General features: G+C 33.2%; 10 protein-coding genes, 3 tRNA genes and 1 pseudogene. 3 read left to right on the top strand and 11 right to left on the bottom strand.

Annotation, left to right across the window (positions count from 1 at the left end; all coding sequences use genetic code 11):
• Window positions 1–56: 56 nt before the first annotated feature.
• From OSH00_RS20130 to OSH00_RS20115, 4 genes are all read right to left on the bottom strand, one after another.
• Window positions 57–470, bottom strand: coding sequence for a hypothetical protein (locus tag OSH00_RS20130; protein ID WP_196075997.1), 414 nt, complete (start codon window positions 468–470; stop codon window positions 57–59).
• Window positions 471–483: 13 nt separating this feature from the next.
• On the bottom strand, window positions 484–1,320 hold the full coding sequence (locus tag OSH00_RS20125; RefSeq protein ID WP_196075996.1) for a ParA family protein: 837 nt from the start codon (window positions 1,318–1,320) through the stop codon (window positions 484–486).
• Between the two features lie 84 nt (window positions 1,321–1,404).
• A complete protein-coding gene (locus tag OSH00_RS20120; RefSeq protein ID WP_266131902.1) occupies window positions 1,405–1,797 on the bottom strand; it encodes a SirB2 family protein in 393 nt (130 codons plus the stop codon).
• 18 nt (window positions 1,798–1,815) lie between these two features.
• A complete protein-coding gene (locus OSH00_RS20115; protein ID WP_196075994.1) occupies window positions 1,816–2,124 on the bottom strand; it encodes a BolA family protein in 309 nt (102 codons plus the stop codon).
• 218 nt (window positions 2,125–2,342) lie between these two features.
• Here OSH00_RS20115 and OSH00_RS20110 point away from each other — a divergent pair.
• The 3 genes from OSH00_RS20110 to OSH00_RS20100 all read left to right on the top strand — a co-directional run bounded on the left by OSH00_RS20110 (window position 2,343) and on the right by OSH00_RS20100 (window position 2,659).
• A tRNA-Gly gene (locus OSH00_RS20110) sits at window positions 2,343–2,415 on the top strand.
• Window positions 2,416–2,462: 47 nt separating this feature from the next.
• Window positions 2,463–2,538 (top strand) — tRNA-Gly (locus OSH00_RS20105).
• Between the two features lie 45 nt (window positions 2,539–2,583).
• A tRNA-Gly gene (locus OSH00_RS20100) sits at window positions 2,584–2,659 on the top strand.
• Between the two features lie 115 nt (window positions 2,660–2,774).
• Here the strand turns inward: OSH00_RS20100 and OSH00_RS20095 are convergent.
• The 7 genes and pseudogenes from OSH00_RS20095 to OSH00_RS20065 all read right to left on the bottom strand — a co-directional run bounded on the left by OSH00_RS20095 (window position 2,775) and on the right by OSH00_RS20065 (window position 13,316).
• Window positions 2,775–3,946: pseudogene (locus OSH00_RS20095) on the bottom strand (IS3 family transposase).
• A 202-nt stretch (window positions 3,947–4,148) separates the two neighbouring features.
• Window positions 4,149–7,505: an ATP-binding cassette domain-containing protein gene (locus tag OSH00_RS20090; RefSeq protein ID WP_266131901.1), complete on the bottom strand. Its 3,357-nt coding sequence runs from the start codon at window positions 7,503–7,505 to the stop codon at window positions 4,149–4,151.
• On the bottom strand, window positions 7,489–8,736 hold the full coding sequence (locus OSH00_RS20085; RefSeq protein ID WP_266131900.1) for a radical SAM/SPASM domain-containing protein: 1,248 nt from the start codon (window positions 8,734–8,736) through the stop codon (window positions 7,489–7,491). Before OSH00_RS20085 ends, OSH00_RS20090 begins: the two co-directional genes overlap by 17 nt.
• Window positions 8,736–9,473 (bottom strand): TauD/TfdA family dioxygenase, encoded by a 738-nt coding sequence (locus OSH00_RS20080; RefSeq protein WP_266131899.1) that lies wholly within the window; start codon window positions 9,471–9,473, stop codon window positions 8,736–8,738. Before OSH00_RS20080 ends, OSH00_RS20085 begins: the two co-directional genes overlap by 1 nt.
• 14 nt (window positions 9,474–9,487) lie before the next feature.
• Window positions 9,488–9,973 (bottom strand): glycine-rich domain-containing protein, encoded by a 486-nt coding sequence (locus tag OSH00_RS20075; RefSeq protein WP_266131898.1) that lies wholly within the window; start codon window positions 9,971–9,973, stop codon window positions 9,488–9,490.
• A 1,292-nt stretch (window positions 9,974–11,265) separates the two neighbouring features.
• A complete protein-coding gene (locus OSH00_RS20070; protein WP_266131897.1) occupies window positions 11,266–12,519 on the bottom strand; it encodes a carbohydrate porin in 1,254 nt (417 codons plus the stop codon).
• Between the two features lie 26 nt (window positions 12,520–12,545).
• Window positions 12,546–13,316 (bottom strand): L-rhamnose 1-dehydrogenase Lra1, encoded by a 771-nt coding sequence (locus OSH00_RS20065; protein ID WP_266131896.1) that lies wholly within the window; start codon window positions 13,314–13,316, stop codon window positions 12,546–12,548.
• Window position 13,317 lies beyond the last annotated feature (1 nt).

Genomic DNA, 13,317 nt, shown 5'->3' with positions numbered 1-13,317 from the left:
AAATAAGTTAAAAAAAGCCGATTTTTAAAATCGGCTTTTTTATAGGATTAAAGCATTTATTTTTTTACTTGCTGACGCTTAGGTACATAAGGGCAGTTTTTAAACTGAGCCGCTTGTGAAAGCGCATCTTGCTCACCATACAAGCGAGAGAGTTCAGTGTTCTTAGTATTTGAAGATTGTCCTAAGTTTACCGAGATGCTTGGACCGATTCCCCAGCCCCATCCACCACTCCCCCAACCGCCACCAACACCGAGTCCAACACCAACGCCCGTGCGTTTCGCAGGTTGAACACCATTGTTGATATACTGCTGAATGCGATTAAACTCAGTATTGAGCTGCATGCAGTTCATGGCTTGGTACTGAGTTGGTGATACATAAGTTGGCTTTACCGTTGTCGCACATGCCGACACAAGTACCGTCGCTAAAGCAACAACGGATAATTTAACAGAAGTCATTTTCAATGATTTCATTACAATCTCGAAATTATTTTTTATCAATCTCATTGAACAATGATTGATAGGCTTGAGTCAATTTATGATCTGTAGCCAAATGAATTAATGGTAGATTTTTATGATGTGATTCTTTCATCAATACCGATGGCGGAAGCATATTCTCCAAAACAGGCAGACCTTCATCTTTAAGCTGTTGTACCACTTCACGGGGTAATTTTGCTTGTGCCTGATATTGATTCACCACAATGCCTTCAATTTCAAGGCGATCATTATGATCATCCTGTGTTTCAATGACATTTTCTATCAGGGTTTGTAAGGCACGTTTTGAAAATACATCACAATCAAATGGAATCAATACGCGATCTGCCGAAATCAATGCAGACAAAGTAAAAAAGTTAAATGCGGGAGGTGTATCAATATAAATACGTTCATATTGATCAGACAACGTTTGAATGGCATCACGCAGCTTGTAAATCTTATGCTTTGACTCTAGCGCATGTTCCAATTCACCTAAACTTGGGCTTGCAGGCAAAACATCCAAATCCTTAAATGGCGAGCGATGAATATATTGTTCAAAGCCCTTATTTTTTGTTTTGAGAAGTGTACCCAGTGCATTTCCAATCAGCCCCTTTTGCTGATTGTTTCCAAGCACATCATTAAAAAAGTTTTCAATATTGGGTTCTAAAGCCGTCTTTTCAGCAGAATAGGTTGCATCATCACCTAGCAGGTATTGGCTTGAATTTGCTTGCGGGTCTAAATCAATCACCAGTGTTTTAAAACCTTGATGCGCACTGATCGCTGCAAGGTTTACTGTAATACTTGATTTTCCTACACCGCCTTTTTGGTTAAACACCACACGAGTTAACATACAAATCCCCAATATCTCATTATTTTTAAACTTGTATGCAGTTTAACCCAGACCTCATCCAAGTGTGAAATTCATGTCTAACAATCAGCCAAAAACTGGTTTAATCATCACTAAACCCAGCGTTGCAATCAACGCCACCGCGCCAATCACCATACCTGCACGGCGTTGAACCAAAAGCACTGAGTCATCTTTTTTATAGGCTTTAATTTGAGAGGAAAGGAAGACCATAAACAGCATGACTTTGGCATAAAACCACGGCTGTACTTTGAAATCATTGATGATTAACAACGTGATACCCGTGAGTACAATGACCGTCAAAGAGAGGTGCTGTAAGGCAACCAAAACAACACGTCCTTTTGAACTTGGCTGTTGACCTTCTGTACCTACAAATAAAGTCACTGCACGTAAAACAAAAACCAGCATGAGTAAAGCAACGCTGGTCATGTGAATAATTTTAACGAATAAATGTATATCCATCTTTAGTCTTCCTAAGCGTTATGACTTAGGTGCATGTGCACATTCAGGGCTTGCAGGTGCTTGACCTTGCCATTCACTTGGAATGTAGGCATGAATTGCCAAAGCATGAATTTTTCCAGGACTGAGTAATTCTTTGGCGACTGCATAAACCTTTTGATGACGCTGTACCAAACGTAGTCCAGCAAATTGTTCACTGACAATCACCACTTTAAAATGTGATTCTTTTCCTGGGAAATATCCACCATGACCAGAGGACTCATTGATCACTTCTAAATGAGAGGGCTCAAGTTGATTTAACTGTTCAATCAATTGCTGTTCTAAGCTCATGCGGATTCCTTTTAGAGATGCCAACGGGTAGATTCGATAGTATAACGGATTCTGTATACTTCTCCGTGACTAAAGCTAGACTTTTACAACCAGATTGGAATGTTTTAAATTAAATTTTGAATTTTTTTTCATAAAAATGTCTTTATTTTATGCAATTGACCGTGAACCTTGCAGAAAAATCTTGACCCTATCATTTGTTGATGTATTATACACCGCATGCGGGAATAGCTCAGTTGGTAGAGCATAACCTTGCCAAGGTTGGGGTCGGGAGTTCGAGTCTCCTTTCCCGCTCAAAATTTTTTCATTCAGTTTTTTATTTAAAAAATTGGACAGACTCCGCGGGAATAGCTCAGTTGGTAGAGCATAACCTTGCCAAGGTTGGGGTCGGGAGTTCGAGTCTCCTTTCCCGCTCCAAAATTTTTTCATTCAGTTTTTTATTTAAAAAATTGGACAGACTCCGCGGGAATAGCTCAGTTGGTAGAGCATAACCTTGCCAAGGTTGGGGTCGGGAGTTCGAGTCTCCTTTCCCGCTCCAAATTCAAAAAGCCCTGATCGAAAGATCGGGGTTTTTTATTATTGATTTAATTAATGTTTTTTAATTTAATTAAAATTATTTACTAGAATCTACTTATAAATTTTATTAACCTTCCCTATCTTCGGTGGCCAAGATGATCGTGGACAACATATCCCTTTAAATTCTTAAAATATTTATGTTCAAAGGCTTCAGGACTTAACCAGCCGTTTGCAGAATGTCGTTTGATTCGATTGTAGTAAACTTCAATATATTCAAACAAGACAGCATTGGCTTCTTTTCGAGTGGCAAATACACTGTCATGTATCACATGACCTTTCAATGTATGAAAGAAGCTTTCAGTCACCGCATTATCCCAACAATTCCCCCTACGTGACATGCTTTGAATACAGTTATTCGCCAATAATAGTGCTCTAAAATCACGACTACATTACTGTGAGCCTTGGTCCGAATGCAACATGACACCTGTTGGATATCCCTGACGTGCCATTGCATAATTAAATGCATCACATACCAATTGACGATCTATCCGATGACTGGTTTGCCAACCTATAATACGACGACTAAATAAATCTAGCATCACACATAAATACAGCCAACCTTCTTTGGTTCGGATATAGGTGATGTCTGTTGTCCAAACTTTATTTGGCAGAGTGACTGTAAACTGGCGATCTAATAAATTTGGTACCGTCGGCAAACGATGATTTGAATCAGTCGTATGCTTATATTTACGTGTAATCTTGCTGCGTAAACTGAGCTTTTTCAGCATCCTTCCAACTGTACGTTCACTCATGCAGTAACCTAAATCATGCATGTCGTGCACCAATGAAGGTGCTCCTAAGCGAGCATGGTGTTGCCAATATACAGCTTTTAAATCAGTGTACTTCTGATTGACGTAAATCTGTCTCTTTCGCCAAGCATAGTAGCCTGAAGTGCCGACATCTAGGCATTTACAGGCAGAAGAAACCGTAATTTCAGTCACAGCTAGGCCTTGGATTACCGTGTACTTTTCTTGGCATGATCTGTCAGGAAGTACACATGCGCCTTTTTTAAAATATCGTTAGCTTCCCTGATTTGTTTGACTTCTTTTTCTAAATCGAGAATACGCTGTTGTTCTGGCGAGAGCTGTCTTTTGCTGGAACCAGTGGGGTTGGTCTCACGAATCCATTTATCTAATGTTGAATAACCCACACCTAATTTCTGGGCGATAGCAGCCACAGATTCGTGCGAGTTTGAAAGTGCATAATCAATTGCTTGTTGTTTAAATTCTGGACTAAAGCGTTTAGCCATTTTACATCTCCAAAGTTAACGTTACGTTATCTTTAGAGGAAATCATTGTCCATTATTTTGGCTAGGATCACTTCGGACTAAGCTTTAAAATAAGCCAATATGTTTCCTATAACACCTAGAAGCAAAAATGTGTCTACTATAAATCAGAATACATCTATTATTAAGATCATGAGCGCATTAGCTTATAACTCAGGTATTATTTTTAATAAAAATCAAATATTTTTTCACCCTTTATAGAAAAATAATTAACAGAATTATTAAATCCTTTATAACAACATGGGCAACTAATAGTTCTTATGGCAGAACTTTTAAAGTTAGAGTTTAGCTTAGAGCCATAAAAATATGTATAAGAGTTTAGTCCTCTCCAAACACCTTTATCATCCGTTAAACTTGGAATAAAATTGATATGTTTAGCACCATATAAAATAATATTTTGAGCTTCTAAGCTCAGATCATTAAAAGGTAGGTCAAAAGGAAATTTAAAATCATTTATTAAAAATTTAATCAGTTTTTTAGGTAATATTTTCAATAAATCACAATCTAAAAAATTATAATCAAATATAGAATATTTTTTATCCATATATTCATCAAATGGATAAGACTTAATTATTCCATACCCTTTACAAATTCTGCATGAATTTTTATATACATTAAAATAATTTTTATAATCAATTAAAGGACCAATATGTTTATCAATGACAGATAAAGAACGTACCGTATGGTAAATTAGATCCTTATTTTTTGTAGCAACTACACCTTTCCCTCTGATAAAAGCATCTTCAAAGCTATTAGTCTCAACTAAATAACTCCAAGCCTCATCTAAATTTTCAATAAATTTATTTTTTTTAAAATCAATATAAGGGAATTGATATAATTCATCAAAAAAAGGATTATAAAAAAAATGGTCATTTCTTTCATTTACTTTATTTATCTCATGATGATTTTTATAAAAAATAATATTCTCATCTGAATTAAATACTGAATCTCGGTAAAATGATTTCTCTAAAGCAAAATTTTGTTGATTAATTAAAGTTTTACTTAACAAATAATTCTCTTTTATTTCATTATTTAAACTAACATCAAACTGGAAATTGTTATGAGTATAATCTCCAAAATCAAAAATTTCTAAACTAGGAAAATTAAAATCATTTATACAGCCTAAAGTAATATTATCTTTAGTTTTATTAGTATTTGATTCACCTAAATCAATAATGAAGTCACATTGTTTAATAAAATCAATATTATGTTCAATTACTAATATAGATTTTTCATAAAGATTCTCATCAAAGAGCTTCAACATTTTTGATATAGATTTTTTATCAAGCCCTCGACATGGCTCATCTAATATTATGAAATTAACATTATTCGTTGAAAGAAGAAATTCAACTAGCTTTAAACGTTGAGCTTCACCACCACTTAAACTAGATACACTTCGTCCTAATGTTAGATGATCAAGACCTAGAGCCTCCATAAATTGATAGATATTTGATAAAAATTTAAAGTCTTCTAGTTCTATTAAAGATGAAATCTCCATATGAAGAATATCATTAATAGTATTTCCACCAACTTTGATCAAACGAATGTCATCGCTATATCTAGTTCCTAAACAAGATGGACATAAATTATTTTCAATAATTCCATGCCCTTTGCAAGTTGAACACCCGCCACGACTATTAAAACTAAAAAAAGAGGCTTCTATATTTGTCTTCTTCGCAAATATAGTACGAATTTTATCAAAGACATTAATATACGTAGCTACGATGGATTGGATATTAGTTGATATAGGCTTACTATCAAAAATAGCATATTTTATATTACTTTCTTCAAAGGATTTAGGCAGAAGTTTTGTCAATAAAGTTGTCTTTCCTGAGCCACTAGATCCAATGCAACACGTTATTCCCTTTTCTGGGATACTGATTTGATCTATATTGACATTATTCACTTGGGCTAAGAGAAATTTTACCTCCTTTTCATGTCTGACCTTTCTTTTATATTCATCAACTAATTTTTCATCATCAGGAGAAAATAGAAGTCCACCTTTACTACCAGAGCCAGGTCCTAAATAAAAAGACTTATTAGAAATTTTTTTATAAATTTCATTATGGTCAATAATGATTAATGTATTTTCATATTTATTCAATTCTAGTAATAAATTTAAAATCGGTATATTGTCGTTGTAGTGAAGATTTACAGAGGGCTCATCTATAATTATTATTTTTTTTCTAATTTTATTTTTCAATAAATCAAATATCTTAATCCTTTGTACTTCTCCAGAACTTAAATTTAATGAACCTCTATTTAAAGCAATATTATTGATTTTCAATTTTTTTAATATGTTATTTTTTTTTGTGAAATCAGCAAGTTCATTTGCTTCTATACAACAACCAATCTTTACTAAAATTTCTTCTAAAGTCATTTTCTCCAATTCAGTAAAATTGAAGTTCCCAACAAAAATATGAGATACATCAGCCTTATACCCTGTCCCATTACATTCATTACAAAGGCTCTTTAAGAGTAATGATTCAACATTATTGCTCACCAACTTATCCAAAATTAACTGATCAAATGAGCCTTTTTCACCCTCTGAGAGTTGGTTATATGTTTTATTAATATCTATATTTTGTCTTTTAAGTAGTCCAACAAGTCCATTTGGAGTGAATTTAAGTGATTCATATCTGCCAGTTTTTTCACTAGTATTTAACAAAATATTGTTTTCAGATATTTTTTTATCACAATCTATGATTTTTCTATCATAATCTACAATATCGCCATTTCCACCACACTTAACACATAGCCCAGAATTAGTTGAACTTTTTGACTTAGTAAATAGTGACAGATATGGACGGCTAAATAAGATATTATTTTCAACATCAATATATTTTTCATCGAAGTTAATTTCAATATCGTTTCCTATTAAAAATAATGGAAAACTATCAACTGCATATTCAGCTTCAACCAGAAAAAAATAGTCGTCAGAGTTGTATTTTTTTAATTTGTCAATTTGTACCTTTGTTATTTTATTTGTTTTAAGATTTCTAACATACGCTATATGATCTTTTTTAAAAGACTTTAAAACATTAACTTCATTAAATGATCTAAGATTTAAAATATAATATACATGGCTATCTGAATATAATTTATTTTTAAAATTTATAACTTCATTAAATGTATTCTTTGATATTATTCGGTCATCATTTTTAACCACACCATACTTAACAAATATATCTCTTAGATCATTGATTAAATTTGTTTTTGTTCCAAAAGTAGACGTAATACTAGAAAATAAGCCTCTCTGAGTGACCATATCACTCTCAACAAGCATTGAAGCCTCTGAAAAATTTGGTCTTACTGCATATTGATATAGATCATCTGTTGCATTACGGATTAGATGCTGCCGATGTGCTTCCCTATAAATTACGTCTAAAACCAAGGTAGATTTACCGGAGCCACTTACACCTCCAATAAAAACAATATCACCATGGTTTATTTGAAAATCAAAACCTTTAAGGTTTTTTTCATGAATACCTTTAATAAAAAAATCATTATTCGCATTTTTCATAAAGTTCAACCACATTTCTAATAATATTTTGGTAGGTAGTGCATTGAGGACTCTTACCATTTACTCTATATAAAGGGCAACCACCAGCACAAATTGCTCGGTATGAACATTTATCGCAATCAGAACTTAAATTTAAATGTTTGTGATATCCAGATCGAATGGTTTCATCTAATGAATTTATTGACCAGAGATTACCTAATTTATTTTCAGTTCCAAACTCAGTATGACAAAAAAATATATCTCCATTCATATAAATAGCTGTACCTGTTTTCCCCATTGAACATGGTTCAGCTTTAGGATATAGAGTATTCAAGTCAGAAATAAGGAACTTATAAATTATGTCTTTGTCATTTTTTGCAGCCTTATTTAACAAATCTATAGTTTGATTTAGTGCAAACTCAAACTCATCTGTAAAATTAGACTCTCCTTTATCGTCACTAATTCTGAATACTATATCATTATCAATTAAATACTCGACTAAATCCTTAACACTCTTATAGTTAGATTTATCTACAGTGATCATTGCTGATGGTGTAATACCACTATTGTTCAGTATTTTTAGGTTCTCTAAAACTTTAGCTGATGAGTTAACATTCTTTCTATAAAAAATCCTTGAATTTTCGCTATTTAAACTGTCTATAGAAAAGGAAAGATTTATTCTATAATTTTTTATAAAATTTATTATCTCATCATTGATGATAGTTAAGTTACTTATGACTCTAATATTCAGAGCTATACCATTTTCACGCAACTCTTTTACAAAAAAATTAAAACCAATCTTCCACGATTTCAATGTGAGAAACGGCTCTCCTCCTGCCAACTTCAAATTAACTTCATTATATTTAGACTTATCTCGAATGATAACTTCTGCTAATTTTTCAAAAAAGCCATCTCTTATTTTGTTTTTTGAATGTAGTGAGGGAATGTAACAATATTTACAATCTAGATTACATTCATCAGTTAGATGCAACCAGATATAGAGGCTGCTTGAAATATCTAGGTTGGCATCACTGCAAATAACTAAATTATGTTTAATAAGCTCTTTAAGTTCTTTACTAAGGTTTGCTATTTTTGCTTTACCTTTTTCTTTTAACAACTTTAAAATGTTAAATGTCTCTAAGCTTATGACTAGATTTACATCATCTGATTTTAATAAAAACAAATCTCTATAATGAGTATTGTCAATCTCTATTATTTTGAATTTGTTGCTATTATTTAACTTAATTTCCATCAATTAAACCGAGCTGAGTTCATTTTTCGCCCTTCAAAAATTCTTTTTTCAAAGTCATATCTAACCGAGCATTCCGAACGTCGATGTAGTGTTGTGTGATTATCTATTAGTAATAAGTCACCAGACTTAAGCACTATATCCTCACAAATGCTTAAACTGAGATTATTGATTAATTCAATAATTTTTAGATCATCATTTAAGACTATATTATTAGAAGCAAACTTTTGGTGATACTTAATACTTTTCAAATCATCATCAAATAAATTTTGCTTATATATTTTACCATTTAATACATATTCAATTTGTAATTCTCGTAATTGATCTTTGCCAACACCACACTTAGTGATTGCATTAATTAAGTTATCAATCTTAACAACCTGATTACGCCCATAAAGAGGATACTTAGGGTCTGGTTTAATACACTGTAAAGCTATATATCTTGGCGGCTCTTTTTGAAACATAAAATCTGTATGAAATCCACCTGGTTCTAATTCCTCTGACAATTCAGTAGCATCAGTTTGTGTCTCAAAAGTATGTAGCCATCCATTTAAAGATTCGGTATAAAAAAGCCTATAACCATACCCCATGATAAAATTTTTTAATTTTTCTGATGAAGTACCGAAATTGCGTAATATCTGAAATCCAAATTTATCTAAGACTTTTCTATCAATTTTCGACTGCATCTGAAGTCTTGAGGGGAAATATGTAATATTTTTATCTTGTAATAAATCTCGCATAAATCCCCCTTCTATTAAATTACAGCTTTTAAAGCTTCTGTGTTATTTGTTACAGCTTCTACGTGACATGGACAAACTTGAGGACATTTCTGCCCCACATTTGTCGAACTATATAGTTTATTACCGAAAAGTTGTTCCCATACATTTTCAGATAAAGTTTGTGTTTCTAACCATTGAGTCTTATTTTCTTCGCCTAACATTCCAAAATATGGGTAGTGATGCATGTATTCACCAAATAGTTCATTACAATCTTGCATATATTGACGCGTATCTAAAATGTGCATGTGCCAAATTTCATCTATTTCTTCATTAGGAACTAATTGATAACCATCCATTGCTTTCATCAATGCCATATATTTTTTATAGTCATTGACTGCACGATCAGCTTTTTCACTTGACCATTCTTTTGATTCCAAAAGTTTCTCTTTTGCTAAATCAAAATTCCAATTCATTGTTACTGCTAAAGCTTGTTCTAAAGCTTGTTTATCAATATTTAGCATTACATCTTCCATAAGTTATTAATTGAATTGTATATATAATCACATATTTGGTTAAAAATCCTAAGAATATTAGCATTAAATAATGTCTATAAAAAATAAAAATATTAAATATATTTCGTATCTTAATTTTTATAACTCAAATAGAAGTGTGATAATTTTGTAGTTAGTTAGAAAGTTAAGTCATTAGAATCATTGAACTTTATTCAACTCATAATTCGAAAGACACAATGAAGGAATATACCCAACTTTATCAAGACGATAGATACGATTTTATACTGCTTTAAAATAGTAGATATTCAATCTCCACCTTCGTTACATCTCTTGGACGTTCCAGATTAACAGTCTATCGTGAGATCAAAAGAACAGGAAAGCACAGCTATTGGGCTAAATAGGCATAAAGTTTTCAAATCAATAACAATACTGACCTAGATCAGTCTAACTATTTGAGTGATGTACTGAATACCTCTACACAGAAATTGAGCTACATTGAAGAATTGCTACCGCATAACTGGAAGCCAGCTGAATAAGCAGGAATACCGGATGCTGACAGACTACAAGCTCAAGTTAGATCAATGATATCCTTACACGAATGGGGCTGTTCTCGATAAATTCACTAAATTAGGCAGACCTCAAATCCAAGTTGCAACTTGAATTTAAAAGCTTAGGAAACTTAAACTTTTACATCTTTGTACAACAAAGCCGAAAAAGCGATTGCATTCAAACAAGCTTTATTTAATGTAATTTTCAAGAATCAGATGACCATTGTAAAATCTGGAACTTAAGGAGCAGATATTGCTATCACAGATTGATGAAATAGTCACATGAGCGAGTGTACTAGCCGATTTATTAAAATCTCTCAAACGCTATTACGGGTCAGATTCGTTCAGATACTCAAAATGATCGAAGACCCGATTGAAAATAACATCCACTTACTCACCCAGTAAATTTACCAAATGATAAAACTTAAAATCTATAGAATTTTATGTTGGCAATTATTGTTGAATTTATATAACTTTTAAAGTGATCAACTTCTTTTTACTCTACCCTACATTAAATTACATCCAAAAATATTAACAACATAAATATATGTTTTACATATATTTAATTTTATGTCACTTTAATAAATTTAATGTAATTTATGTCGGTGAATATTGCCAAGGTTGGGGTCGGGAGTTCAAGTCTCCTTTCCCCCTCCAAGTTTTTTCATTCAATTTTTTATTTAAAAAATTGGGCAGACTCCGCAGGAATAGCTGAATTGATAAACTATAATCCTGCCAAGATTGAGGTTTTTCTTAAAAAGAGGTATTAAATTTGATGCCCGAAATCCAAGCATCCCCTCTACTTTCCAAGGCGCCGATATTACTCACATATTGAATGTTTGGACGAACTGTTAACCATGGTGCGTAGTGGTATGCATAATAAATTTCTGCATTATATTCAGAATCATATGCAAAATTATATTTATCATTCCCTGTAAGCTTGGTCAAACCTACTCCAATTTCATCATTTAAACGTGAATTAAATGGACCTTTAAAAGTAGAAACAATAGTTTGATAGTCTTTAATTGGACCATTATTACGATCACCATATGCACCAACTTGTAATGCCAAGCTTAGACCACGTTTATCATCACCTTTAAAGCTTGTTACTTGTTGTTTAGCATGTAACCATACACCTTGTTTAAGGTTACTTAAGTTATCATCGGCATTTTTTTCTTTAAACGTTGTTGTGTAATAACCTACACGGTAAATACCGAGTAAGTGATTTACCAAAGAACTCCAAACTACTTCTATTGGAATAACAACACCATCGCCATTCATTTTTAAATTGAAGCCTTGACTGCGTTTTAGGTTATCAAGGTTATGTTCATAGACACCCACTTGAGCATATAATTCTGGTGAAATATTATATTTTGCACGTAATGCCCAAGCACTGACTGGTCCGTTTAACCAATCTGAACCACCTAATGCAGGAGAGTTTGCCCAATTACCAAATTGACTACCACAAATTGCAACGTTCATGAATTCGCAATCCATTGAACTGAAGTCATAAGTTTCACCAAAACGACCTGCCTTAATGTCTAACTTACCATCAAAAAATTTCCTTTTAATATAAAGTTCAGTTAAACGGAAAGTTTGACCACGACCATAAATTTCTTGTACTTGTGACATCTGACCATTTAAAGCATCAAATTCGTTTTGCAATGCATTACCACCACGTTTTGTGATGTTAATACGCGCTTCTGTATCTTCCCAATTGAAAATTTTAGCTAAATCGAGATCTACTGCAATATTGACTTGATCTGCATATGCATTTGAATGTCCACTACCCTTTTCTGAGTCTAGTACTGTTGCATAATCGCCTGTATAACCTAAAGTAAAGTTATAGCCTTTATCTTTTAATGCTGTACGTTTACCACTCCAATTTCCGAGCATCCACGGGCTTTCTTTGTCAAATGCCTCTGTTGCAAATGCAAGATTTGAACTTGGACCACTCAATACCACAGCAGAAGCTAGTACAATTTTCTTCAATGAAAATTTTTTCATTTTTAATCCTTAAAAACAATTCAAAATTACTGTAGATTTACGAATAAACCGCCATCAACCAATAATGATGCGCCAGTGACATAACTCGCCATATCAGAGGCTAAAAATACGATTGGTCCTGCAATATCTTCAGGAACACCTAAACGCCCTAAGCAAGTACGACTTGACATGTAATTAAATTTTTCTTTGTCTGCTAAGTCTTCTTTATTAATATCTGTTGCAATTGTTCCTGGCAAAACCGCATTACAACGAATGCCATATTCACCTAAAGCTACAGCACATGATTGCATCAAAGACAGCAAGCCTGCTTTGGTTGGGGTATAATGTGTTTGCATTCCCCCACCAACTAGTGCACTGATTGAACTAACAGCAATAATTGAACCACCGTTACCCTGCTTTTTCATTTGATTTGCCGCTGCTTGTACTGCAAAGTAAGCACCATTTAAATTAGTGTTCACCGTTTGCATATATAAATCTTTTGACATATCTAAGAATGAATGAAATGGGCAGATACCCGCATTATTTACAAAAACATCAATTTTATCAAAAGCTTTTACTGCTTCATGAATAATCAGTTCGCCTGTATCCAAACTTGCTGAATCTGCACCGACATCAATCGCACGACGACCAATAGCTTGGATTTCTATAATCAGACTTTGAGCTGCATCGTTACCTGTTGGACGACCACTATGAGCAATCACTACATCTGCACCTTGTTTAGCACACTCTAACGCCGCAGCACGTCCAATCCCGCGTGATGCACCTGTAATCACTACAACTTTATCTTTTAATAACATT

The organism is Acinetobacter nematophilus, from assembly GCF_026344175.1.
In the GTDB taxonomy this organism is placed as follows: domain Bacteria; phylum Pseudomonadota; class Gammaproteobacteria; order Pseudomonadales; family Moraxellaceae; genus Acinetobacter; species Acinetobacter nematophilus.
The sequence above is the reverse complement of the archived record's forward strand: the minus strand, read 5'-3'. Positions and strand labels throughout refer to the sequence as shown.